The 23,291-nt window shown below is 71.6% G+C and carries 22 protein-coding genes; 6 read left to right on the top strand and 16 right to left on the bottom strand.

Features of this window, described 5'->3' with window-relative positions; genetic code table 11:
• Positions 1–55: 55 nt before the first annotated feature.
• From AB0O82_RS10465 to AB0O82_RS10410, 12 genes are all read right to left on the bottom strand, one after another.
• Positions 56–331, bottom strand: coding sequence for a hypothetical protein (locus AB0O82_RS10465; protein WP_363582138.1), 276 nt, complete (start codon positions 329–331; stop codon positions 56–58).
• Positions 328–1,821, bottom strand: coding sequence for an Asp-tRNA(Asn)/Glu-tRNA(Gln) amidotransferase subunit GatA (gene gatA, locus AB0O82_RS10460; RefSeq protein WP_363582136.1), 1,494 nt, complete (start codon positions 1,819–1,821; stop codon positions 328–330). The genes AB0O82_RS10465 and gatA overlap by 4 nt, the downstream gene beginning before the upstream one ends.
• A 5-nt stretch (positions 1,822–1,826) precedes the next feature.
• On the bottom strand, positions 1,827–2,123 hold the full coding sequence (gene gatC, locus AB0O82_RS10455; RefSeq protein ID WP_030057414.1) for an Asp-tRNA(Asn)/Glu-tRNA(Gln) amidotransferase subunit GatC: 297 nt from the start codon (positions 2,121–2,123) through the stop codon (positions 1,827–1,829).
• Positions 2,124–2,286: 163 nt separating this feature from the next.
• Positions 2,287–4,179, bottom strand: coding sequence for a bifunctional diguanylate cyclase/phosphodiesterase (locus tag AB0O82_RS10450; protein ID WP_363582134.1), 1,893 nt, complete (start codon positions 4,177–4,179; stop codon positions 2,287–2,289).
• Between the two features lie 295 nt (positions 4,180–4,474).
• A complete protein-coding gene (ligA, locus tag AB0O82_RS10445; protein WP_363582162.1) occupies positions 4,475–6,769 on the bottom strand; it encodes an NAD-dependent DNA ligase LigA in 2,295 nt (764 codons plus the stop codon).
• Between the two features lie 22 nt (positions 6,770–6,791).
• Entirely contained in the window at positions 6,792–7,802 is a 1,011-nt protein-coding gene (locus AB0O82_RS10440; RefSeq protein WP_363582132.1) for a methionine synthase, read from the bottom strand.
• Positions 7,803–7,836: 34 nt separating this feature from the next.
• Positions 7,837–8,526, bottom strand: a complete 690-nt coding sequence (locus AB0O82_RS10435) for an SDR family oxidoreductase (RefSeq protein ID WP_363582130.1) — start codon at positions 8,524–8,526, stop codon at positions 7,837–7,839.
• 13 nt (positions 8,527–8,539) lie between these two features.
• Positions 8,540–9,064 (bottom strand): TIGR00730 family Rossman fold protein, encoded by a 525-nt coding sequence (locus tag AB0O82_RS10430; protein WP_363582128.1) that lies wholly within the window; start codon positions 9,062–9,064, stop codon positions 8,540–8,542.
• Positions 9,065–9,352: 288 nt separating this feature from the next.
• Entirely contained in the window at positions 9,353–10,330 is a 978-nt protein-coding gene (locus AB0O82_RS10425) for a hypothetical protein (RefSeq protein ID WP_363582126.1), read from the bottom strand.
• Positions 10,331–10,557: 227 nt separating this feature from the next.
• A complete protein-coding gene (locus tag AB0O82_RS10420) occupies positions 10,558–10,713 on the bottom strand; it encodes a hypothetical protein (protein ID WP_363582124.1) in 156 nt (51 codons plus the stop codon).
• A gap of 108 nt (positions 10,714–10,821) precedes the next feature.
• Entirely contained in the window at positions 10,822–11,334 is a 513-nt protein-coding gene (locus tag AB0O82_RS10415) for an NUDIX hydrolase (protein ID WP_363582122.1), read from the bottom strand.
• Positions 11,331–12,593: a helix-turn-helix transcriptional regulator gene (locus tag AB0O82_RS10410; protein WP_363582120.1), complete on the bottom strand. Its 1,263-nt coding sequence runs from the start codon at positions 12,591–12,593 to the stop codon at positions 11,331–11,333. Before AB0O82_RS10410 ends, AB0O82_RS10415 begins: the two co-directional genes overlap by 4 nt.
• A gap of 153 nt (positions 12,594–12,746) precedes the next feature.
• On the opposite strand from AB0O82_RS10410, the gene AB0O82_RS10405 reads away from it, so the two are divergent.
• The 3 genes from AB0O82_RS10405 to AB0O82_RS10395 all read left to right on the top strand — a co-directional run bounded on the left by AB0O82_RS10405 (position 12,747) and on the right by AB0O82_RS10395 (position 14,959).
• On the top strand, positions 12,747–13,235 hold the full coding sequence (locus AB0O82_RS10405; protein ID WP_363582118.1) for an ATP-binding protein: 489 nt from the start codon (positions 12,747–12,749) through the stop codon (positions 13,233–13,235).
• Entirely contained in the window at positions 13,232–13,429 is a 198-nt protein-coding gene (locus AB0O82_RS10400; RefSeq protein ID WP_363582116.1) for a hypothetical protein, read from the top strand. Before AB0O82_RS10405 ends, AB0O82_RS10400 begins: the two co-directional genes overlap by 4 nt.
• A 354-nt stretch (positions 13,430–13,783) precedes the next feature.
• On the top strand, positions 13,784–14,959 hold the full coding sequence (locus AB0O82_RS10395) for a methyltransferase domain-containing protein (RefSeq protein WP_363582114.1): 1,176 nt from the start codon (positions 13,784–13,786) through the stop codon (positions 14,957–14,959).
• Between the two features lie 46 nt (positions 14,960–15,005).
• On the opposite strand, the gene mnmA is transcribed toward AB0O82_RS10395, so the two are convergent.
• Together mnmA and AB0O82_RS10385 are read right to left on the bottom strand one after the other, a co-directional pair.
• Complete coding sequence (gene mnmA / locus AB0O82_RS10390; RefSeq protein ID WP_363582112.1) at positions 15,006–16,142, bottom strand: tRNA 2-thiouridine(34) synthase MnmA; 1,137 nt, start codon at positions 16,140–16,142, stop codon at positions 15,006–15,008.
• Positions 16,143–16,193: 51 nt separating this feature from the next.
• Complete coding sequence (locus tag AB0O82_RS10385; RefSeq protein ID WP_363582110.1) at positions 16,194–17,375, bottom strand: cysteine desulfurase family protein; 1,182 nt, start codon at positions 17,373–17,375, stop codon at positions 16,194–16,196.
• Between the two features lie 280 nt (positions 17,376–17,655).
• Between AB0O82_RS10385 and AB0O82_RS10380 the strand changes: the two genes are divergently transcribed.
• Entirely contained in the window at positions 17,656–18,444 is a 789-nt protein-coding gene (locus AB0O82_RS10380) for an IclR family transcriptional regulator (RefSeq protein WP_363582108.1), read from the top strand.
• On the opposite strand, the gene AB0O82_RS10375 is transcribed toward AB0O82_RS10380, so the two are convergent.
• Entirely contained in the window at positions 18,350–19,009 is a 660-nt protein-coding gene (locus tag AB0O82_RS10375; protein ID WP_363582106.1) for a trimeric intracellular cation channel family protein, read from the bottom strand. The two genes, AB0O82_RS10380 and AB0O82_RS10375, sit on opposite strands and share 95 nt — an antisense overlap.
• 628 nt (positions 19,010–19,637) lie before the next feature.
• Here AB0O82_RS10375 and AB0O82_RS10370 point away from each other — a divergent pair.
• Positions 19,638–20,843: a cytochrome P450 gene (locus tag AB0O82_RS10370; protein ID WP_363582104.1), complete on the top strand. Its 1,206-nt coding sequence runs from the start codon at positions 19,638–19,640 to the stop codon at positions 20,841–20,843.
• Positions 20,840–22,111, top strand: a complete 1,272-nt coding sequence (locus tag AB0O82_RS10365) for an MFS transporter (protein ID WP_363582102.1) — start codon at positions 20,840–20,842, stop codon at positions 22,109–22,111. Before AB0O82_RS10370 ends, AB0O82_RS10365 begins: the two co-directional genes overlap by 4 nt.
• Positions 22,112–22,232: 121 nt before the next feature.
• Here AB0O82_RS10365 and AB0O82_RS10360 read toward each other — a convergent pair whose 3' ends face one another.
• Positions 22,233–23,276 (bottom strand): dipeptide ABC transporter ATP-binding protein, encoded by a 1,044-nt coding sequence (locus AB0O82_RS10360; protein ID WP_363582100.1) that lies wholly within the window; start codon positions 23,274–23,276, stop codon positions 22,233–22,235.
• Positions 23,277–23,291 lie beyond the last annotated feature (15 nt).

Raw genomic sequence — 23,291 nt, 5'->3', positions numbered from 1 at the left:
TTGGGAGGTACGGGCCCGGCCGCCGCTCGCGCGGGGCCGGGCCGGGGCGCTCAGCTCAGCCCAGCAGGACGTCGTCGGAGCCGAGCTGGCGCAGCTCGCGCACCAGCAGGGCGGTCCCGGTGATCAGCGCGGCGGCGCCGACCAGGGCGTTGACCAGCTTGAGGGTGTCGCTCTCCTCGCGGGCCTTCCGGACGTCCTTGACGACCGAGACCGCGCCGAAGGCGCTGGTGCCGATGGACAGCCACAGGCCCGGCTTGCTGTGCTTGAAGCCCTTCAGGGACGACGGTGCCTTGAGGGACGACGGGGCCTTGGCCTTCTCGATCCTGCTCACAGTGCCGGTGCCTCCTCCAGCAGGGTGTGCCCCCACTTGTCGTTGAGTGCGGCCTCGACGGCGCCGCCCACCCGGTACAGGCGGTCGTCCGCCATCGCGGGTGCGATGATCTGCAGGCCGACCGGGAGATTGTCCTCCGGGGCCAGACCGCAGGGCAGCGACATGGCCGCGTTGCCCGCGAGGTTCGACGGAATCGTGCAGAGGTCGGCCAGGTACATCGCCATCGGGTCGTCGGCGCGCTCGCCGATCGGGAAGGCGGTGGTCGGCGTGGTCGGCGAGACCAGCACGTCCACGCCCGCGAAGGCGGCGTCGAAGTCGCGCGAGATGAGCGTGCGGACCTTCTGGGCCGAGCCGTAGTAGGCGTCGTAGTAGCCCGAGGAGAGGGCGTAGGTGCCGAGGATGATGCGGCGCTTGACCTCGGGGCCGAAGCCGGCCTCGCGGGTCAGGGCGGTGACGTCCTCGGCCGAGCGGGAGCCGTCGTCACCGACCCGCAGGCCGTAGCGCATCGCGTCGAAGCGGGCCAGGTTGGACGAGGCCTCGCTGGGCGCGATCAGGTAGTACGCGGGCAGCGCCAGGGTGAAGGACGGGCAGGAGACCTCGACGACCTCGGCGCCCAGCTCGCGCAGCAGCTCCACCGACTCGTTGAAGCGCTCCATCACGCCGGCCTGGTAGCCCTCGCCGGCGAACTCCTTGACCACGCCGATCCGCATGCCGCGCACGTCGCGCAGCTTGGCGGCCTCGACCACGGCCGGAACGGGCGCGTCGATCGAGGTGGAGTCCAGCGGGTCGTGCCCGGCGATGGCCTCGTGCAGCAGCGCCGCGTCCAGCACGGTGCGGGCGCACGGGCCGCCCTGGTCCAGCGAGGACGAGAAGGCGACCAGGCCGTAGCGGGAGACCGAGCCGTAGGTCGGCTTGACGCCGACGGTGCCGGTGACGGCGCCGGGCTGGCGGATCGAGCCGCCGGTGTCGGTGCCGATCGCCAGCGGGGCCTCGAAGGCGGCCAGCGCGGCGGCCGAACCGCCGCCGGAGCCGCCGGGGATGCGGGAGAGGTCCCACGGGTTGCCGGTCGTGCCGTAGGCGGAGTTCTCGGTGGAGGAGCCCATCGCGAACTCGTCCATGTTGGTCTTGCCGAGGATGACCACGCCGGCGTCCTTGAGACGGGTGGTCAGCGTGGCGTCGTACGGCGGGATCCAGCCTTCGAGGATCTTGGAGCCGCAGGTGGTCGGCACGCCCTTGGTGGTGAAGACGTCCTTCAGCGCGAGCGGGACGCCGGCCAGCGGGCCCAGCTCCTCGCCCTTGGCACGCTTCTCGTCGACGGCCCTGGCGGCGTTCAGCGCGCCCTCGGTGTCGACGTGCAGGAAGGCGTTGACCTTCTTGTCGACGGCGCCGATGCGGTCCAGGTGCGCCTGCGCCACCTCGACGGCGGACACCTCGCCCTTGGCGATGGCGGAGGCCGTCTCAGCGGCGGTGTACTTGATCAACTCGGTCATCTCGGTCAGTCCTCCCCGAGGATCTGCGGCACACGGAAACGCTGCTCCTCGGCGGCGGGGGCGCCGGACAGCGCCTGCTCCGGGGTGAGCGACGGCCGCACCTCGTCCGCGCGCATCACGTTGGTCAGCGGGAGCGGGTGGGAGGTCGGCGGGACGTCCTGTCCGGCGACCTCGGAAACGCGGGCGACCGCGCCGATGATCACGTCGAGCTGCTCGGCGAAGTGGTCCAGCTCTTCGGGCTTCAGCTCAAGACGCGACAGCCGGGCGAGGTGGGCGACCTCCTCGCGCGTGATGCCAGGCATGCAGCGATCCTCAGGGTGAGTTCTGGTGAGGCCCGGCGCCGCGCGCAGGCGGTGCCGGGCCCGGGCAGGAGCAACCGGTCCGGTGCTCCGTCCTCGTGGTCTTTGGACCCCATCCTATGGGGCCCGGCCCGGCCACCGGCCAACGAGTGAGCGAGCGCGCCCGTCACTGCGGCCTGGTGCGGGCCCAACTCTGCGCGCCCGGCGCCTTGATCTCGATCTGCGCGGCCGACACGGGCTGGGGCGCGGGCACGGCCTGGACCGTCTGAACGGCCTGCACGGCCTGCACGGCCTGCGGGAGGGTCGGGGGCAGCACGGGGGGCAGCACCGACGGGAGGGTCGGGGGCAGCACCGGCGCGATGGCCTGCTGGACCACCGGCTGGACGGCCTGCGGCAGCACCGGCTGGACCGGCAGGCCCTGGCCCCCCTGCACCGCGTGGAGGGCCGACGGCAGCCGGCCCGGCGGGGGGACCAGCCGCTCCACCGGCGGGGCGCCGGTGCGGTGCACCCGCAGCCAGGCGGTGGCCTGCTCGGCCGGCAGCGCCGCCGACACCAGCCAGCCCTGGACGGCGTCCACCCCCATGCAGTGCAGCCGCTCCCAGGTCTCGTCGTCCTCGACGCCCTCGGCGACCACGGTCAGGCCCAGCGAGTGGGCGAGCTCCACCGAGCAGCGCACCACCGCCGCGTCGTGGTCGTCGGCGACCATCCGGGAGACGAAGGAACGGTCGATCTTCAGCTCGCCGACCGGCAGGCTGCGCAGCCGCACCAGCGAGGAGTGGCCGGTGCCGAAGTCGTCCAGGGACATCCCGACGCCGTAGCCGCGCAGTTCGGCGAGGGTGTCGGCGGCCCGGCGGGAGTCGTCCAGCAGCAGCCGTTCGGTGATCTCCAGCTGGAGCGCGTGGGCCGGCACCTGGTGGCGGACGAGGTGGCCGGCGACGCGCTGGGCGAAGCCGGGGTTGAGCACGTCGCGCGGGGAGACGTTGACCGCGACCTGCACCTGGAGGCCCTGTTCCCGCCAGTAGGCGAGCTGCCCGACGGCGGCCTCCAGCACGTAGTCGGTGAGCCGGGGCATCAGGCCGCTGGACTCGGCGAGCCCGACGAACTCGTCCGGCGAGACCCGGCCCTGGCCGGGGCGCTCCCAGCGCAGCAGCGCCTCCAGGCCGACCACCCGGCCGTCGAAGGCCACCTTGGGCTGGTAGTGCAGCTGCACCTCGCCGGTCTCCAGCGCCCGCCGCAGGTCGCCGAGCAGCCCTATCCGGTACGGCGTGTCGGCGTCCTGGGTCTCGTCGTACTGCGCGACGCCGCTGCAACCGCGCTGGGCGTGGCCCATCGCCACGTCGGCGCGGCGCAGCAGCGCCTCGGCGTCCTGGGCGTGCTGCGGGTAGACGCAGACGCCGGCGCTGGCCTCCAGCACGAGCAGCAGCCCGTCCAGCCGGATCGGCGCGGCGAGTTCGGCGATCAGCGCCTTGGCGACCCGCTCCAGGCTGTCCGGGCAGTTGATGCCGGGCAGCAGCACGGCGAACTCGTCGCCGCCCATCCGGGCCACCATCGGACGGCCGCGCCGGTAGTTCCGGGGCAGGCCGGCGAAGACGTCGTCGATGGACTCCCGGGTGGCGCTGCCGGCCGGGCCTCCGGAGCGCAGCGCGCGGTGCAGCCGGCGGGCGATGTGCACCAGCAGCCGGTCGCCGGCGGTGTGACCGAGGGTGTCGTTGAGCGATCGGAAGCGATCGAGATCGAGCAGGATGAGACCGACGCTGTAACCTTCCGCGCGCTCCGCGATCGCCTCCTGGGCGGCCATCAACAGGGCCTGACGGTTGGGCAGATCCGTCAGCGGGTCGGTCAGCTGGTCACGGGCGCGGTCGCGGGCGATCCGCCAGGCGGCGACCAGCACCGCCAGCGGCACCGCGAACAGCGGCAGCAGTTCGGGCTCGTACCGGTAGACCAGGACGGCCAGCGGGATGAGCGGCGCGGCGCCGGCCAGCAGCACGCCGAGCAGCAGGACCGCACCTGCCACCCCCTGCGGCGGGCGTGTGGGCGCACCGCCGGTCGTACGATCCATAAGCCCTGTCCTCCGTCGGGCCCGCCCCGTCAGGCCGCCTTACGGTGAGGCACCGTGCCGGTACCGACAGCTGCCGGGCATGGAGCGACCCCGCGGAGCACCGGCTCAGCCGGTGCCCCCACCCCTGCTGACACTCTGTTGCGCTCCAGGGTATGCCGGGGTCCACCCGGTGGGCAGACTTTCGGACAACCGGAAACGCGCCACCGCGCCCGGGTGTCGCACAGTGACACAATGCCCGCTTCCACGGCGCGACACCCGGTGACGTTGCATCAGGACGATAACAAGACGGGCTCGGTCACGCTCCGCTCGGGTCGGCCTCCGGAGCGGCCTCGGCGGGGGCCTCCCCGACCTCGGGCAGGCCGAGGTGGGCACGGGCCGCGGCCGGTCCGTCGGCGAGCAGCACGGCGAAGCCGGCGTCGTCCAGGACCGGCAGTCCGAGCTGAACGGCCTTGTCGTACTTGGACCCGGGGTTGTCACCGGCCACAACAAAATCTGTCTTCTTCGATACCGAACCGGTCACCTTCGCGCCGCGCGAGGTCAGCGCCTCCTTGGCCCCGTCCCGGGTGTGCCCGGCCAGGGTGCCGGTGACCACGACGGTCAGGCCCTCCAGCGGGCGCTCCGCCTCCTCCTCGTCGGCGGGCTCCTCGGTGAAGCGGACGCCGGCCGCGCGCCACTTCTCCAGGATCTCCCGGTGCCACTCCTCCTGGTACCACTCGACGACGGAGCGGGCGATGATCGGCCCGACCCCTTCGACGGCGGCCAGCTCCTCCTCGGTGGCCGAGAAGATCCGGTCGAGGTCCCGGAACTCCCGTGCCAGCTCCTGCGCCGCGACCGGCCCGACGTGCCGGATCGAGAGGCCGTTGAGGAAGCGCCACAGCGGACGTTCCTTCACCCTCTCCAGATTCTCCAGCAGCACGCCCGCCGTCTTCTTGGGCTCGCCCTTCTGGTTCGCGAAGAAGGTGGCCTTCTTCTCCTTGCCGGTGCGGTCGTCCAGCTTGGGCATGCCCGTCTTCTGGTCGCGGACCAGCACCTCGATCGGCAGCAACTGCTCCATCGTCAGGCCGAAGATGTCGCCCTCGTCCCGCACCGGCGCCTCTGCCGGCTCCAGCGGCTGGGTCAGCGCGGTCGCCGCGACATAGCCCAGGCCCTCGATGTCCAGCGAGGAACGGCCGCCCAGGAATGCGATCCGCTCGCGGATCTGCGCCGGGCAGAACTGCGCGTTGGGGCAGCGCAGATCGATGTCCCCCTCGGACATCGGGCGCAGCTCGGCCCCGCACTCGTGGCAGTGCGAGGGCATCACGAACTCCTGCTCGGTGCCGTCCCGCAGGCTCTCCACCGGGCCGAGGATCTCCGGGATGACGTCACCGGCCTTGCGCAGCACGATGGTGTCGCCGAGCAGCACGCCCTTGGCCTTGACGACCTGCTGGTTGTGCAGCGTCGCGTACTGCACCATCGAGCCGGCCACCTTCACCGGCTCGGCCAGCACCGCGTACGGGGTGGCCCGGCCGGTGCGGCCGATGCCGACCTTGATCGCGGCCAGCTTGCCGGTGACTTCCTCCGGCGGGTACTTCCAGGCGATCGCCCAGCGCGGGGACTTGGAGGTGGAACCGAGCCGCCCTTGCAGGGCGATCTCGTCCACCTTGACCACGACGCCGTCGATCTCGTGCTCGACCGAGTGCCGCTGCTCGCCGAAGTGCTCGATGAACGCCCGCACCTCGTCGAGCGTCCCGACCACCTTGTTGTGCCGGGCCGTCGGCAGGCCCCACGCGCGCAGCAGGTCGTAGGCGTGCGACTGGCAGTCGATGTCGAAGCCGACCCGGGCGCCGATGCCGTGCACCACCATGTGCAGCGGACGGGACGCGGTGACCAGCGGGTCCTTCTGGCGCAGCGAACCGGCGGCGGCGTTGCGGGGGTTGGCGAACAGGTGGACCAGCGCCTGCGGACGCCTGCCCTCCTTGGCGCGCTCCTCGTTCTCCGCCCGGCGGCGCTCGTTCTCCGCCGCCAGCGAGGCGTTCAGCTCCTCGAAGGCCTCGGTCGGCAGGTAGACCTCGCCGCGGATCTCGACCAGCTCGGGCAGGTCGTCGCCGGTGAGCTGCTGCGGGATCTCCTTGATGGTGCGGACGTTGGCGGTGATGTCCTCGCCGACCCGGCCGGTGCCCCGGGTCGCGGCGAGGACCAACTGGCCGCGCTCGTAGGTGAGGTTGACGGCCAGGCCGTCCACCTTGAGCTCGCACAGGTAGTGGTAGTCGATGCCGTCCAGCTCGCGGGCGACCCGGTCCGCCCAGGCCGCCAGCTCCTCGTCGTCCATGGCGTTGTCGAGGCTGAGCAGCCGCTCGCGGTGCTCGACCTTGGTGAAGCCCTCCGCGACGTCGCCGCCGACCTCCTGCGTCGGCGAGTCCGGCGTCACCAGGGCCGGGTGCGCGGCCTCGATCGCCTCCAGCTCGCGCATCAGGACGTCGAACTCGGCGTCGCTGACGACCGGGGCGTCCTGCACGTAGTACCGGGCGCGGTGCTCGGTGATCTCCACGACCAGCTCGGCGTGCCGCCTGCGCACCTCCGCAGGGACGTCCTCCCAGCCCTCGACAGCCACCACCGCAAGCCCTCCTACGTTCTCATTCCGGGTTGTCCACCAGGCTCTGCGCCGCCCGCGCCGCAAGCGACAGCGCCTTGCGCGCGTACGCCGGGGACGCCCCGGCCAGCCCGCAGGTCGGCGTCACCAGCACGCGGCGGCCCAGCAGCTCCGGGGCGAACCCGAGCCTGCGCCACAAGGTCCTGACACCCTGGACACTACCGGCCGGGTCGGACACCGCCTGGTCAGTGGAGGGCACGACACCAGCGAGGATCGCCGTGCCCGCCTCGACCGCCTCGCCCAGGTCGTCGTCGTCCCGCTCGGTCAGCAGTGAGAAGTCCAGCGAGACCCCGGCCACACCGGCCCGGCGCAGCAGCGGGATCGGCACGTCCGGCGCGCAGCAGTGCACGACGACGGGCACGTCCAGGCCCCGGATGACCTCGCGCAGCACCTCCTCGGCGACCTGCCGGTCCACCGAGCGCAGCCGCTGGAAGCCGCTGGCGGTCTTCACCGAACCGGCCAGCACGGCGGGCAGCGAGGGCTCGTCGAGCTGGAGGACCAGCTGGGCGCCCGGGACCCGACTGCGGACGTCGGCGAGGTGGCGGCGCAGGCCCTCGGTGAGCGAACCGGCGATGTCCCGGCAGGCGCCGGGGTCGGAGAGCGCCTTCTCGCCGTACTTGAGCTCGATCGAGGCGGCCAGCGTCCACGGCCCGACGGCCTGCAGCTTGAGCGCGCCCTGGTAGCCCTGGGTGAACTCCTCCAGCGCGTCCAGGTCCTCGCGCAGCCAGGAGTGGGCGCGCCGGGTGTCCCGGCCGGGGCGGTCGGCGAAGCGCCAGCCGCTCGGCTCGGTCTGCGCGAACAGCTCGACCAGCAGGCCGGCGCCACGGCCGATCATGTCGGCACCCGGCCCGCGGGCGGGCAGTTCGGGCAGGAACGGCAGCTGCTCCAACGCCCCGGTGGAGGTCTTGGCGGCCTCCCGGGCGTCGGTGCCGGGCAGCGAACCGACGCCGGTGGCGGCGCCGCGCAGGTCGGGGAAGGGCTGTGGGGTGCTCACCCGCCCGAGCCTAGTGCGCGGCGCCCCGCGCGTTTCAGCGCCCCGGGCGGACGGTGATGTCGGTGAGCTCCGCGTCACGGGAGGCGTCGAGGGCGGCGAGGATCGCCTTGGCCACCGACTCGGGGGCGATCCAGCGGTCCTCGTCGTAGGCCTTGCCCTCCTGCTGGTGCACCTTGGCCTGCATCGCGGTGGCGGTGCGGCCCGGGTAGACCGAGGTGACCCGGACGCCGTTCGGGTGCTCCTCCTGGCGCAGCGCGTCGGCCAGCGCCTTGAGGCCGTGCTTGCTCGCCGCGTAGGCCGACCACTCGGCATGGGCGGAGAGCCCGGCACCGGAGTTGACGAACACCACGTGCCCCTTGACCAGGCGCAGCGAGGGCAGCAGGAGCCGGGTCAGCTCGGCGGGGGCGACCAGGTTGACGTTCAGCGTCTCCTGCCAGGCCTTGACCGACAGGTCGCCGACCGTGCCCAGCTCGACCATGCCCGCGACGTGCAGCACGGAGTCCAGCTCGACGGGCAGCGCCTGGTGGCCGAAGGCCCAGGAGAGCTTGGCCGGGTCGCCGAGGTCCCCGACCAGGGTCTTCGCCCCGGGGAAGCGCTCGCGCAGTTCGGCGGCGCGGCGGGCGTCGCGGGCCAGCAGCCAGAGGTCGTCCCCGCGCTCGGCGAGGCGTTCGGCGAGGACGGCGCCGATGCCGGAGCCGGCGCCGGTGATCAGATGAGTGGCCATGGTGGTGATCCTCTCAGGCCTTGAGCTGCGCGAAGACCTCGGCCGGGGTGTCGGCGAACCGGATCAGCTCGGCGAGCGGGCGGGGCAGGAAGCCCTCGACGTCCATCCGCTCCATCTGCGTGCGCAGGCCCGTGTAGAAGCCCTCGGTGTCCAGGACGACCACCGGCTTGTCGAACATGCCGTGCTTCTTGAGCTCCAGCACCTCGGTCACCTCGTCGAGGGTGCCCAGCCCGCCCACGAGCACGACGATCGCGTCCGCCCGGGACGCCAGCTCCGACTTCCGCTCGGCCAGGTCACGGGTCATGACCAGCTCGTCGGCACCGACGTACCCCTTGTGCTTGAGCATCTCGACCAGCACCCCGACCAGCTTCCCGCCGGCCGCCTTCACCTCGTCGGCCAGCAGCCCCATCAGCCCGGCGTTGGACCCGCCCCACACCAGGGTGTGGCCACCTTCGCCGAGGAGCCGCGCGAACTCGGCGGCGGGGGCGGTGTAGCGGTCGTCGAGCGAGTACGCGGAGCAGAAGACTGTGATGTTCATAGTGCCATCTGGTCTATCACGCCCCGGCGCACTCACTCACCGGCTTTAGGCCTCGGCCAGCCTCCTCCGAGCATCATGCCGTCCTCTCCGGAGGGTGTGCCGGCGGCCGCGGCGAGTTGCCGATTCGGCCTTCGGGCTGCTGAGAGCTGGTAGCAGTCCACCTCCCGGGCCCGGGCAGTCACGTTGTCCCGTGCGAGGAAGCCGCGCAGCCGGCACTGCGAGTATGCCAGGAGCGTTCGATCCGGCCGGGTCGACAGGGTGATCGTCCCCCTTGGCCGGCACTGCTGCTCACGCGCAGGAGGGCAGGAGCCCCCGGCCCGGGTGGGCGTGTCGGTCCGAGAGGACACCCAGGACGGCGACCAGAGCGGCGGCGAGACGGTCCGCGGGGTCGGCGCCGGGCGTGTTCTCGGGCCGGTGGGACGCCAGGCGGGCGGCCAGCCAACCCGGGGACGCCCAGCCCGCCCGGACGGCCATGGTGGTGAACCGGCGCAGCAGGTCGTCCTCCGGGACGGCGCGGGCGGGCTCCTGGAGGTCGGGCGGCAGGTGCTCGGTCATCCGCTCCCAGCCCGTGGGGTCGGGCGGCGGCGGCAGCGGTGCCGGTGCGGGCTGTTCGCTCGCGCGCGGAGTGGTACCCGTCACTACAACAGCAACCATCTTCTTGTCCTGGTAAGGGACTTCCTGGTTGCGTCCGCACGTGCGGAGCGACGAGCCCGCACGTGCGGATTTGTCCGGCTCCGCACGTGCGGACTTCCGTTCGCCGCAGCGCGGCCTCGGCAGCGCCGCAGGTGCGGACTTCACCGACTCCGCACGTGCGGACTTACCGGCGGCGCAGCGGAGTTGCTCCTGCTTGACGCGCCGGGCGTCGGCGCGCAGGACGGCGAGGGCGGCGTCCCAGTCGGGGACGCCGCCCAGGGGCACGGTGACGGCGTAGCCGCGAACCCGGGTGCCGGAGGGGCCGTGGACGAGGGCCATGACCCCGGCCGCCTCGGCGGCCCGGTAGAAGCCGGGGACGGAGCCCTTGGAGACCCGGCAGGCCCGGGAGAACCAGAGGTTGGACGGCGGGCAGTGGAGGTTGGTCCCGTCCGCGTCGGCCTTCTGCGCGGCGTGCATGAGGAAGAGGACGAAGGACGGCCCGAGGGACTTCCAGGGCCCACCGGTCGGGACGCTCTGCATCCACTGCCCGATGCGGACCCGGAACTCGTTGGCGGGCGGGGTGCCGGTGGGGCGGGAGAGGGCGAGGGCTTCGGTGGTGACGGCGACGGGCACGTTCGGCCTTTCGTGGCCGATATGCGAGCCGGAGCGCGTCCGGGCTGGCATACTGGCCGAGGTGTTATGCGCGTGCGCCGGAACCGCCAAGTTTACGGGCGTACGCGGGAATGGCCACCGCCCAACTGGGCGGTGGCCATTGCAGTTTACGCCGACAGATCAGCGGATTTGACGGACAGTCATGAATTCACTGCGGCGAGTGCTCGCGCATGAGTTCGGGATGCACGCTACGCGAGGTAGGCCTGCTGCCACTCCAGCGAGGTCATCGACAGTGCCGCCTCGGCGAGTTGGCGGGCGGACTCGGTCTTGAGGCTGCCGAGACTGCTGTCGATCCACAGGAGTGCTCCGCGATGGTCTCGGGATCCTTCACCCCGGCGATCCACCAGCCCGACCGCTTCGCCCGCTTGAGCATCCCCGCCTCGAAGAGGTACCCGCCGCGCCCTTTGCCTGCCGTTCTCAACCATGGCCGTCCTTCTCCTGTCCCGGATCCATCACCACGTCTCCACCCCGTCCCGCAGATACCGTGAGCCGCCATCCGCGATCGCTCTCACAGCCGCGTTCAGCCGGTTCCGCTGGCGGGTTCGCAGCCGGTCGGCGGCCTCCGGCGCGGACAGGAAGACGGCCTCGGACAGTTCGTCGTCGTGCGGCCGCACCCGCGCGGCCAGGTCGGACGAGAGGGTGCCCGCGTCGAAGATGAACGCGATCTGGTCGTCCCACGGGCCGTGCGGGGCAACCCAGTCCACGACCAGCAGGCGGTGGACCGTGATCTCCAGGCCCAGTTCCTCGCACAGTTCCCGCACTGCGGCCTCGTCCGGCGACTCATTGGCCTCAGCCATCCCTCCGGGCAGGTCCCAACCCTCCTTGTAGGTCGGGTTGACGGTCAGGATGCGACCAGCCTGGTCGCGCAGGATCACGTCCGCAGAGACGCGCTTGCGAGCCTGCCGGGCATTGCCCTCGGCGAGGTAGGCGTGCCAGGCATCGGTGTCGGTGGGTGCGGGTCTCACGTTGAACCTCCCCGAGGCGACGGGATGATGTCGGCGAGCAGGAGCAGCCGGGCTCTGCGCGCCTCATCGAATCGTGCCAGGTATTCACGCACCGGGCCGTACTCGCGGTACCGCCCGAAGAGTTCACCGAGGCCATCCATCTGATGGACGACTCGGACGGACCCGAGGGTCGGGCTGGTGGTCAGAAGTTCTGTTCCGACGCCGATTGCGGCGTCCAAGTCTCCGCAATCGGCGTGGATGCGTGCGAGGGTGATGCGGCTGAATGTGAGCGAACGCGCGCGGCCTTCTTCCCGTAGGACCACAGCCTGCTCACCGCATCGAAGGGCAAGCTTGGAGCGGCCCAGGTCACTGAACGCCAACGCGGACTCGCTGGCGAGGGTAGCGTCGTCGAAAGGGCTCAACCACGGATGCTCATCATCAGCTCCAACCGCAAGTGCGGTGTGAGCGTGGTCGAGTGCCCGCGCCGCCGGACCGTGCTGCCGAGAGGCTGCCAACGCTCGGGCCATCACGGCGTTCAGCCGAGCCATGAGGCCTGGCAGATGCGGGCCCTGGCAGGCCATTTCGATGCCGACGGTAGCCCAGTGCACGGCATCCGCCGAATCGCCGGCCTGGAGGGAAAGGTGGCTGGTGCTGGCTGCTACGTGTGCCATCAACGGCAGATCGCCGGAGGCGCGGGCGAGAGGGAGCGCGCGAGCGAAGTGCCGGGCAGCCAGGTCGTCACGGCCGGAGTCGTGGGCCATCCAGCCGGCCATCTCAGTGAGCGCAGCGGCGGCAGCGAACACCTGCGGGCCGCTCGCAACATCGACCAGACGCGGCGCAACCTTGCCGGAGAGATGGTGAACCACAGCCGAGTACAGGCGTCCACCTCCCGCCTGCCGATCCGCATGGCGAAAGGCATCCACGGTGGCCAGGTCGTCGCCGTCGGCTTCCGGTAAAGCCTGCGCAAGGGGCGAGGGTCCAGGAGTGGCGTCCGGCTCCCATGACCTGCGGGCAAGACCGAGCAGTTGCCCCGGAATGTGGAAGGCGTCGGCGATCTGCTCGAACAACGCCAACTTCTCGACCCTGGTCTTGCCGTTCATGTAGTCGTAAAGCCGTCCCTGGCTGATCTCCACAGCGGCTGCAATCCGCCGGGTACTGATGCCGCGCGCGTTGAGGAGCCGGAATACGGCGCCCATGTCGCGGGTCGCACACGCTCGCAGCAGACGCTCGTCCTGGAGTAGCCCAGCGGCCACTTCACGCACACTTGGCTGAACACCCATGGTCTCGCTCCCCTTACAGCGTGTACTGATCGTAGGTCCACGGTGCCAGCCCTGACTCCGATTTGGAGTCACCGGATCGGAGTCTCCTGCGACCGCAACGTGACCGTTGAATGAGCATCAGCCGCCCTGATCCATCCACGGGAGCGAATCTTGATGTCTCCACTCACCGCTTTGCCGACCAACGTGATCGGCTGCACTGGGGAAACGCTGCTGACTGCCGTCGCTACACCGGATACCGCTCGCTTCACCACACCGGCGACCATCCGCCTGCCGTACCAGGCCGAGTCGGTGGGCGCCGCGCGTCGGTTCGTCGTGGCGAAGCTTCGGGAGTGGGGGTTGGACGATCTGGTGGACGATGCCTCCCTGATCGCCAGCGAGTTGGCCACCAACGCCGTCAGGACCGGCTGTCAGACACGCATGATTGTCGCCGTGCGCCGCCCGAGCGACCGAATCATCCGCATCCTCGTCGGTGACGGCTCTTGCTCGATGCCCGTGATGATCCAGGCCGAGCCCGACGCCACGTCGGGTCGAGGCTTGGCGATGGTCCACCGGCTCACCCAGGGCCGTTGGGGCGCCAGCCCCCGCCCGTTCGGGAAGGTCGTGCACGCCGACCTCCCGACGCCCAAGCCGACCTCTCCGTGAGCCGGCAGCCGCCGGACGACGGTTTCGATCCCGAAGACGCGCCGCCGTCCGTTTCCGACCCCGATCCCGATCCCGATCCCGATCCCGATCCCGATCCCGATCCCGACCGAGTCTGGGCTGCCCTGGGGGTGTCCGCCGCTGCCGGGCTGCACATCGTCGTTGCGGCCCTGATTCTGATCAACCGCTCCCACTGAAACCCCCGCCCGTGCCGCCGGGCCAGCGGCACGGGCGGCAGGCAGTAACCCCACCGGCTCCCGCCGTCCGGCGAAGTGGCAATCCACGGTCGACAGCGGAGGCATCCCCGAGGGCGGTCGCGCGCCCTCGGGGAGCTGCCGCCCGGTATACCCGAGGCGGCTGAGCATCACCCGGCAGGCATCCGCCTGTCGCAACCAACCAGCACACGGAGGTACAGAGATAGGTAAGCGCAGCGGCGGCTCCGGCGACGGCCAGGGCGGCAAGCAGCAGGACGACTCCAACAAGGGCGCCGGACACGGCGGCGGGGGCTCCGACGAAGGCGGCAACAGCAGCGACGGCAAGGCCCCGGCGGAGTGACCGGCGAAACGCACCAGGAGGCGGGCCCCCAGGGGCTCGCCTCCGCGCTGGTGGCCGGCGGCGCACTCTCCTCGGACTGGCTCCCCTCCTTCAACGCGGTACCCCGCGAGCTGTTCGTCCCGGACCGCATCTGGCCGGGCATCGCGGACGGCACCCGCCAGAACCCCGTGCTGTACCGGTCACAGGACCCCGAGGCGTGGCGCAGGGCCGTCTACTCGGACATCCCGCTGACCACCCAGTGGGACGACGGCAACCACCAGGGCGACGGGCTCGGCACCACCCCGAGTTCCTCCAACTCCATGCCGACCATGGTGTTCTCGATGCTCCAGGACCTCGACGTCCGCCCGGGCCACAAGGTGTTGGAGGTCGGAGCCGGCACCGGCTGGAACGCGGGCCTCCTCGCCCACCGCCTGGGCAACCACAACGTGGTGACCGTCGAGTACGACCCTCACGTCGCACGCGGCGCCCGCGAGAACCTGCACCGGGCCGGACTCGCACCGACCGTGATCGAGGGCGACGGACGCCACGGCTGGCCGGACGACACCCCCTACAGCCGGATCATCGCCACCTGCTCCCTGCTGGAGATCCCTCCCGCATGGCTGGAACAGACGGCCCCCGGCGGAATCATCGTCGCCCCGTTCGGCACCGAGTACGGCGGCGAGCAGATCATCCGTCTGACCGTGAACGACGACGGGACCAGCGCGAGCGGCAAGTTCACCCGAGGCTCCGCGTTCATGCGACTCCGCCACCAGCGCACGGACCGGCCGTCGTTCGACGCCTACCTGCACGGGAAGGAGTGGCCAGCACACGGGGTGCGGAGCACCACCAGTCTGTCCCCTCGGGCCACGGGCGGGTGGTTCGAGCAGTTCGTCATCGGATCCGGCGTACCCGGTACGTTCTGGCGGACAGAGCGTTACGACAACGACGCCTACACACTGTGGCTCTACAGCCGCGACACCCTCTCCTGGGCCTCCGCCGACTACGAGCGCGACCGCACGAGGTACGAGGTGTACCAGTCCGGCCCCCGGAACCTCTGGGATGAGCTGGAAGCGGCCTACCGGTGGTGGGCGGACCAGGGCCGCCCCGGGTGCGGGCGGTTCGGCCTGACGGTCACCTTGGAGGGCCAGCACGTCTGGCTGGACTCCCCGGGCAGCCCCGTCCCGCAGCACTGAGCGAGCCCGGCCGTCCGCACCGGACGGCCGGGCACTCAGAGCCGGACTACGCCCGGACTGCCGGCCGCTCGGTGCCGGCGATGGTGGCCGAGCCGACGACGCGGGTGCCGTCGTACAGCACCACGGCCTGGCCGGGGGCGATGCCGCGCACCGGGCTGTCCAACTGCACCCGCAGCTCGCCGTCCACGACGGAGGCGGAGACCGGCACCTCCTCGCCGTGGGCGCGCAGTTGGGCGGTGTACCGGCCGTCGGCGAGCGGCTCGGTGCCGCACCAGCGCGGCCGGATCGCGGTGAGCCCGGTGACGTCCAGACCCTCCAGCGGGCCGACCGTGACGGTGTTGTTCACCGGCGAGATGTCGAGGACGTAGCGGGGCTTGCCGTCCGCCGCCGGGCGGCCGATCCGCAGGCCCTTGCGCTGGCCGATGGTGAAGCCGTACGCGCCGTCGTGCTCGCCGAGCTTGGTGCCGTCGGCGTCGAGGATGTCGCCGGTGGCGGTGCCGAGGTGCTTGGCCAGGAAGCCCTGGGTGTCGCCGTCGGCGATGAAGCAGATGTCGTGGCTGTCCGGCTTCTTGGCGACGGCCAGGCCGCGGCGCTCGGCCTCCTCGCGGATGGCGTCCTTGGTGGTGTCGCCGAGCGGGAACAGCGAGTGGGCGAGCTGGTCGGCGTCGAGCACGCCGAGGACGTACGACTGGTCCTTCGCCGCGTCGACGGCGCGGTGCAGCTGGCGCTCCCCGGACGGCAGGTCGACGATCCGGGCGTAGTGGCCGGTGCAGACCGCGTCGAAGCCGAGCGCGATCGCCTTGTCGAGCAGCGCGGCAAACTTGATCTTCTCGTTGCAGCGCAGGCAGGGATTGGGGGTGCGGCCGGCCGCGTACTCGGCGACGAAGTCGTCGATGACGTCCTCGCGGAAGCGCTCGGCGAGGTCCCAGACGTAGAACGGGATGCCGATCACGTCGGCCGCCCGCCACGCGTCCCGGGAGTCCTCGATGGTGCAGCAGCCGCGGGCCCCGGTGCGGAAGGACTGCGGATTGGCGGACAGCGCCAGGTGGACGCCCGTCACCTCGTGCCCCGCTTCGACGGCGCGGGCGGCGGCGACGGCGGAGTCGACGCCGCCGGACATCGCCGCGAGCACGCGCAGACGGCCGGTGGACGGAGCTGTCGGGGCACCCGGGAAGTCAGTCATGGTGACTACAAGAGTACGGGGCCGCCGTCCATGCCCGGCCGCCCGGAGGAACTACCGCCGCACCGAGGCCAGCCCCGCGTTGTGGGCCCGCTGGACGGCCGGGGCGAGCGCCTCGACCAGCGCCGTCACGTCCTCGCGCACCGAGGTGTGCCCGAGCGAGAACCGCAGCGAGGCCCGGGCCAGCGCCGGGTCGACGCCCATCGCGAGCAGTACGTGGCTGGGCTGCGGCACCCCGGCCGAGCAGGCCGAGCCGGTGGAGCACTCGATGCCCTGGGCGTCGAGCAGCATCAGCAGCGCGTCGCCCTCGCAGCCGGGGAAGGAGAAGTGCGCGTTGGCGGGCAGCCGCCCCTCGGCGGCCGGGTCGCCGTTGAGCACCGCGGCGGGGACGGTGGCCAGCACGGCGGCGATCAGCTCGTCGCGCAGCGCGCCGAGCACGACCGCGTGCTCCGGCTGGCGCTCGACCGCGAGGGCCGCGGCGGCGGCGAAGCCGGCGGCGGCGGGCGCGTCCAGGGTGCCGGAGCGGACGTCGCGTTCCTGGCCGCCGCCGTGCAGCAGCGGGACGGGCGCGGCGCCGCGCGAGAGCAGCAGCGCGCCGATGCCGAACGGTCCGCCGATCTTGTGTCCGGTGACGGTGAGCGCGGTGAGCCCCGACTCGGCGAAGGAGACCGGGACCTGCCCGAGCGCCTGCACCGCGTCGGCGTGCATCGGGATGCCGTACTCGGCCGCGACGGCGGCGAGTTCGCGCACCGGCTGGACGGTGCCGACCTCGTTGTTGGCCCACATCACGGTGACCAGCGCGACCGAGTACGGGTCCCGCTCGATCGCCTCGCGCAGCGCCTGCGGGTGCACCCGGCCGAGCAGGTCGACCGGCAGGTACTCGACGTCGGCGCCCTCGTGCTCGGAGAGCCAGTGCACCGCGTCCAGCACCGCGTGGTGCTCGACCGGGCTGCACAGCACCCGGGTGCGGGCCGGGTCGGCGTCCCGGCGGGCCCAGTACAGGCCCTTGACGGCGAGGTTGTCGGACTCGGTGCCCCCGCCGGTGAGCACGATCTCGCTCGGGCGGGCGCCCAGCGAGTCGGCCAGCGACTCGCGGGCCTCCTCGACCACCCGGCGGGCCCGGCGGCCGGCCGCGTGCAGGGACGAGGCGTTGCCGACCACCCCCAGGTGCGCCGACATCGCGGCGATCGCCTCGGGCAGCATCGGCGTGGTCGCCGCATGGTCCAGGTATGGCATAACCATCCGATTGTAGAGGGCACTCCCCGGGCCCCGTCCCGGTGTGCGCACCGATCCGGCCACCGGACGTCCACCGGACGACTCCCGGGTGTCGCCCGGGCGGTTCCCGGACCGCGCGCCCACCGGACACCGGTGTCCGGCACCCGTTTGACCCACCGCGCGGGCGAGCGGTTAGCCTGACGAACGCTTCCCGCGGACGGGCCCCGGCCCGGCCCGCGGGCACGGCCCGGGATCACGTCCCACTCTCACTTCCCATCGGCGCGGACAGGAGCGGTGCGCCATGTCGCAGTCGGTCGACCGCGCCCTGACCCTGCTCGGGTCGCTCGGCGACGGGCCGGTCTCCCTGGAGCAGGCCGCGACCAGCATCGGGGTGCACAAGTCCACCGCGCTGCGGCTGCTGCGCACCCTGGAGGAGCACGGCTTCGCGCAGCGCCAGCCCGATCTGCGCTACCGCCTCGGCGGCCGGGTGCTCTCACTGGCCCACCGGGCGCTGGAGGAGATCGACGTCCGGCAGGTCGCCGCGCCGTACCTGGCGGCGCTCAACGCGCGCTGCGGCTACACCGTCCAGCTGGCCGTGCTCCAGGACGGCGAGGTGCTGTACCTGGACGAGGTGGCCGGGAGCTGGGCCGGGCCGGGCACCGCCCGGGCGTCCCGGATCGGGCGGCGGGCGCCGGCCGGCGGGACGGCGGTCGGCCGGGTGCTGCTGGCCGGGCTGCCCGAGGACGGCACCCCCGACGAGGAGTTGCCGGCCGAACTGGCGGCGGTGCGGCTGCGGGGCTGGGCGGCGGAGTCGGCCGAGCACCGGGAGCCGGTGACGTGCGTGGCCGCGCCGGTGGCGGGCAGCGGCGGCCGGACGGTCGCGGCCTGCGCGCTGAGCGCCCCGGCGAGCCAGGTGCCGCCGGCCGAACTCGCCCGGATGGTGCCGGAACTGCTCTGCACGGCGGAGGCGATCTCGCTCGCGTACGGCGGCTCGCCTACTCCTCGCTGGTGCGAGAACCGTTGCGGTGCCAGGCCCTCGGGGCGCGCCAGCCGTACTTCAGCGCGAGCATCCGCAGCCCGAAGGCGGTGAGCGCGGCGGCGGTGCCGGTGGCGCCGGTCAGCCGGTCGACGCCGATCAGCACCGCCACCAGGGCGGCGCCGACCAGGGCCGGGACGGCGTAGATCTCCCGGTCCCAGCGCAGCAGCGAGGGGATCTCGCCGGCCAGCACGTCGCGGATCACCCCGCCGCCGGCCGCGGTGACCATGCCGAGTGCGACGGCCGACACCGCGCCGAGCCCGTAGTCGTGCGCCTTGGCGGTGCCGGTGACGCAGAACAGGCCGAGGCCGAGGGCGTCCAGGGTCTGCACCGCCCGGTTGATCCGCTCGACCTCGGGGTGCAGGAAGAACACCACCAGCGCGGCGACCAGCGGGGTGATGAAGTACCCGAGGTTGCTGAACGCCGCGACGGGCGTCGCCCCGATCACCAGGTCCCGGATCACGCCGCCCCCGAGCGCGGTGACCTCGGCCAGCACCGCGATGCCGAAGATGTCCATGTTCTTGCGGACGGCGAGCAGCCCCCCGGAGAGGGCGAAGACGAAGATGCCGACGAGGTCCAGCGACTGCTGCACGTCGGAGGGGAAGATCTGCGAGGTCACCGAACAACTATGCCCCGTACGAAACCCTTCCCCCCTCCGCGTACGGCCGCGGTCCAGTGGCCCCGCCTCGGACGCGCGGGCCCGGGCGACGACCGCCGCCGGTCCGGACACTCTGCGCAGAGTTGACGTGAACACCAAATTTCGACATATTCGCGAAATACTGCGGGTCGTACGGTATGGAGAATACAATTCGCATTTCCCTCCCGAATTCGATGCACCCTTTGCCCGGGTTGGCTGGTTTGGGAAATTGATCCCGGAAATAACTCATGGACGGGGCCGAATGCCGGTGGTAGTTTCATTTCCATCGAGAGAAGCACTGGGGCTTCGAACATGAACAACCGGAGAGGAGACTTCCGTGCGCTACAACGACTGAAATCCCTGATGCCGATTGCACCGGCATCCCCGATGTCCGAACGTCGACAGTCCGCGCCAATGGCCGGGACATTTAGCTCGGGTAGGTGAATTTCCATGCGTTACAACGACTAATTATATTGCCCGAACCGCGGCAGAGCCCGGTATCGTCGGCGAGAATTGGCGCCGGACCCGGATGCGTCCGGGTCCGGCGCACGCTCTTGGCCCAGCGGGAACATGGGCCTCATAGGCCGTTCAAGAATCCTAGGAATTGTCCATGAAACTCCCGGTCCGCTATGACCCCCTCGACAGCTCCACTCTCGCCGATCCCTATTCGGTCTACGCGGAGCTGCGCGCGTCGGAGCCTGTGCACTGGCACGAGAAGATGCAGAGCTGGGTGCTGACCCGGTACCGCGACTGCCAGATGGTGCTGCAGGACCCCGCGGTGTTCGCGACGGACTGGCGGCGTGCCGGCGAGTCGGTCTCCGAGCCGTGGCTGAGCCTCCAGACCCTCGACCCGCCGGACCACGGCCCGCTCCGCAGCCTCTTCATGAACGCCCTGCGCGCCCAGGACCTGGAGGCCGTCGGCGAGCAGGGCGAGGCCCTCGTCGGGTCGCTGCTCGACGGCCTGGAGGGCAGGGCGGAGTTCGATCTCATGTCGGAGGCCGTCGAGCCGCTCGCCCTGGCGACCATCTCGGAGCTCATGGGCATCGAGCAGCCGGACGTCAGGACCTTCGCCGCGATATCGGATGCCATCGTGCGGAGCATGGACGCCGGATTGGCGCCCGAAACCGCCGGGGACGGAATCGAGACCGGTACGGAACTCAGGAAACTCGGCATCGAGGCGCGCGGCCGACTGAGCGAAATGGTCGAGTCCTGGTTCACGGCCAATCCGCGCCCCGGACTGCTGGCCCATGTCGCCGGCAACCGTGCCGAGGTGGATGTCGCCGATTCCTTCGTCCGGAACACGGTGCGGGTCGTCTTCCAGTCCGGCTACAGCTCGATCGTCGCCGGTGCCGGAAATGCCATGCTGGCGCTGCTGGAGAACCCCGACAAATTCGAGGCGATGCGCGACCCGGCGCTGCTGTCGAGTGGTTTCGACGAACTCATGCGCTACGACGCGTCGGTTCAGGGGACCAGCCGCATCGTCACCGAGCCCGTCGTCGTCGGATCCGTCCAGCTCAAGCGCGGAGACGTCGTCGTGGTGCTTTTCGGCGCGGCAAACCGCGATCCCGAAAAATTCACCCGTCCCGACGAAATCATTCTGGACCGGACACCGAATCAGCACATGGCATTCGGCCGGGGCCCGCACACCTGCGTCGGAAACCTGTTCACCCAGGTGACGCTGCAGGCGCTGATCAAGGCCATTCTGAGGCGCCCCACACGCCTGCGGATGACCGGGGAGCCACTGCGCCAGCGCACCGCGACCATGCGCTACCTGGCGACGTTGCCGGTCACCTTCCAGGCGGCTGCCGCCACGTGACGAAAACGGATACGACGGCTCCCCCGACCCGGACGAGCGCTGCCCGGCTGGCCCTCGCCAGGGCGGTCCCGCCGGCCGGGCCGGTGCGCGGACTGACGCTGTCCACGTTCCTGACCACCCTCGGGGACGGGCTGTTCGCCACCGTCAGCGTTCTGTTCTTCACCCGGGTGGTGGGTCTGCGGATGGTGGACGTGGGCATCGGGCTCACGGTTGCCAGCCTGGCCGGCCTGCTGGCGGCCCTGCCGATCGGACACCTCTCCGACCGCATCGGGCCGCGGCGGGTCCTGCTCGTCCTCACCGTCGCCGCGGGGCCGGCGGTGCTGTGCTACCTGGCCGTCGGCTCCTTCTGGCCGTTCGCCGTCACGGCGTGCGCGGTGGGCGTCGTGCAGCGGGGCTGCCGCACGGTCCTGCCCGCCCTGGTGTCCCTGATCGCCTCGGCCGAGGAGCGGGTGACCGCGCGCGCACACCAGCAGGTCGTGAGCAACATCGGGATCTCACTCGGCGCGGGAGCCGCCGGCCTGGCCCTGTACCTGGACACCCGGGCCGCGTACGAGGCGATGGTGGTCGTCGCGGCGCTGGCCTACGCGGGGTCGGCCCTCGTGCTGAACCGGATGCCCGTACGGCATCCGCCTCCCGCGCACATCGAGAAGCAGCCGCTGGGAGCAGCGCTCAAGGACCTCCGGTACCTGCGGTTCACCGGGCTGAACGCCGTGCTGTCGCTGAACGGCGCCCTCATGGAGATCGCCGTTCCGCTGTGGCTGGTCACCCACACCAAGGCACCCGCCTGGCTGTTCAGCGCCCTGATCGTCCTGAACACGATCCTGGTGGTGATCTTCCAGGTCCAGGTGAGCTCCAAGGGCAACGACACCACCCCGGGCCTGTGGGGGCGGATCTCCCGCCTCGGCGGGTTCTTCCTCGGCTGCGCCTGCCTGCTGTACGGCGTCGCAGGCTGGGGGAACGCCCTGGTCGCGACCGGCATCCTCGGCCTGGGGATGATCGCCCACACGTGGGGGGAGATGTACCAGGTCTCCGGCGAGTGGGGGCTCAGCTTCCAGCTCGCTCCCGAGCACGCCACCGGCCAGTACCAGGGCGTCCTGGCCATCGGCCGCGGAGCCGCCAATGTGGCCGCGCCGGTCGCCCTGGTCGCGGTCGTCGGGGCCGGTCAGTACGGGTGGGTGGCGCTGGCGGCCGTCTTCCTCGCGGCCGGGCTCGCGATGCCTGCGGCGACCCGGCTGCCCGCCGGCAAGGGCCCCGACCCTGACGCGTGATCAACACCGCACCGCCCCGACCGGGATGAGGGTCCCGGATGCCACGATGCGCCGCACCGGAACGACCGGCTGATCAAAGCCGGTGTTCCGGTGCGGCGCATCGTGCGCGTGGGCCCACGCCCTACTTCCCCTCGCCCAGCTCGGGGAAGTGGCACGCCACCTCGTGCCCGGTCTTCAGCACCGTCAGCGGCGGCTCCTGGCCGGCGCAGACGTCCTGGGCCTTCCAGCAGCGGGTGCGGAAGCGGCAGCCGCTGGGCGGGTTGATCGGCGAGGGGACGTCGCCCGTGAGCAGGATCCGCTCCCGGCCGGCCCGCTGGCGCCGGCGCGGGTCGGGCACCGGCACCGCGGACATCAGCGCGTTGGTGTACGGGTGCAGCGGGCTCGCGTAGAGGGAGTCGCGGTCGGCGATCTCGACGATCTTGCCGAGGTACATCACCGCGACCCGGTCCGAGACGTGCCGGACCACCGAGAGGTCGTGCGCGATGATCAGGTAGGTCAGGCCGAGTTCGCGCTGGAGGTCGTCCAGCAGGTTGACCACCTGGGCCTGGATGGAGACGTCCAGGGCGGAGACCGGCTCGTCCGCGATGATCATCTTCGGCCGGAGGGCGAGTGCCCGGGCGATGCCGATGCGCTGGCGCTGGCCGCCGGAGAACTCGTGCGGGTAGCGGTTGTAGTGCTCGGGGCTGAGCCCGCACAGTTCCAGCAGTTCCTGGACGGCCTTCTTGGTGCCACCCTCGGGCTCCACCTTCTGCAACCGGAACGGCGCGCCGACGATGGTGCCGACGGTGTGCCGCGGGTTGAGCGAGGAGTACGGGTCCTGGAAGATCATCTGGATGTCGCGGCGCAGCGGCCGCATCGCGCCGACGCCCAGGTGGGTGATGTCGGTGCCCTCGAACTCGACCTTCCCGCCGGTCGGTTCGTCGAGCCGGGTGACCAGTCGGCCCATCGTCGACTTGCCGCAGCCGGACTCGCCGACGACCCCGAGCGTCTCACCGGCGTTGACGGTGAAGTCGATGCCGTCGACGGCCCGCACCGCACCGGTCTGGCGGCGCAGCAGTCCGCCTCGGATCGGGAAGTGCCGGGTCAGGCCGGTCACCCGGAGCAGCGGCTCGCGGTCGGGGGCGGGCGCGGGCGCGGTGGCCGTGGCTGCCTGAGTGTCCGTCATCGGTTCTCTCCAGAA

Source organism: Kitasatospora sp. NPDC088264 (assembly GCF_040685715.1).
GTDB lineage: Bacteria > Actinomycetota > Actinomycetes > Streptomycetales > Streptomycetaceae > Kitasatospora.
This window is presented reverse-complemented; position numbering and strand designations above follow the sequence as displayed.

Bases quoted from the DNA above. Each gene is read 5' to 3' on its own strand.
- AB0O82_RS10435 (WP_363582130.1), bottom strand. From the start codon at position 8,526: ATGGCCACTCATCTGATCACCGGCGCCGGCTCCGGCATCGGCGCCGTC.
- AB0O82_RS10370 (WP_363582104.1), top strand. From the start codon at position 19,638: ATGAAACTCCCGGTCCGCTATGACCCCCTCGACAGCTCCACTCTCGCC.
- AB0O82_RS10450 (WP_363582134.1), bottom strand. From the start codon at position 4,179: ATGGATCGTACGACCGGCGGTGCGCCCACACGCCCGCCGCAGGGGGTG.
- AB0O82_RS10360 (WP_363582100.1), bottom strand. From the start codon at position 23,276: ATGACGGACACTCAGGCAGCCACGGCCACCGCGCCCGCGCCCGCCCCC.
- gatA (WP_363582136.1), bottom strand. From the start codon at position 1,821: ATGACCGAGTTGATCAAGTACACCGCCGCTGAGACGGCCTCCGCCATC.
- AB0O82_RS10430 (WP_363582128.1), bottom strand. From the start codon at position 9,064: ATGAACATCACAGTCTTCTGCTCCGCGTACTCGCTCGACGACCGCTAC.
- mnmA (WP_363582112.1), bottom strand. From the start codon at position 16,142: ATGACTGACTTCCCGGGTGCCCCGACAGCTCCGTCCACCGGCCGTCTG.
- AB0O82_RS10410 (WP_363582120.1), bottom strand. From the start codon at position 12,593: ATGGGTGTTCAGCCAAGTGTGCGTGAAGTGGCCGCTGGGCTACTCCAG.
- gatC (WP_030057414.1), bottom strand. From the start codon at position 2,123: ATGCCTGGCATCACGCGCGAGGAGGTCGCCCACCTCGCCCGGCTGTCG.
- AB0O82_RS10405 (WP_363582118.1), top strand. From the start codon at position 12,747: ATGTCTCCACTCACCGCTTTGCCGACCAACGTGATCGGCTGCACTGGG.
- AB0O82_RS10380 (WP_363582108.1), top strand. From the start codon at position 17,656: ATGTCGCAGTCGGTCGACCGCGCCCTGACCCTGCTCGGGTCGCTCGGC.
- AB0O82_RS10385 (WP_363582110.1), bottom strand. From the start codon at position 17,375: ATGCCATACCTGGACCATGCGGCGACCACGCCGATGCTGCCCGAGGCG.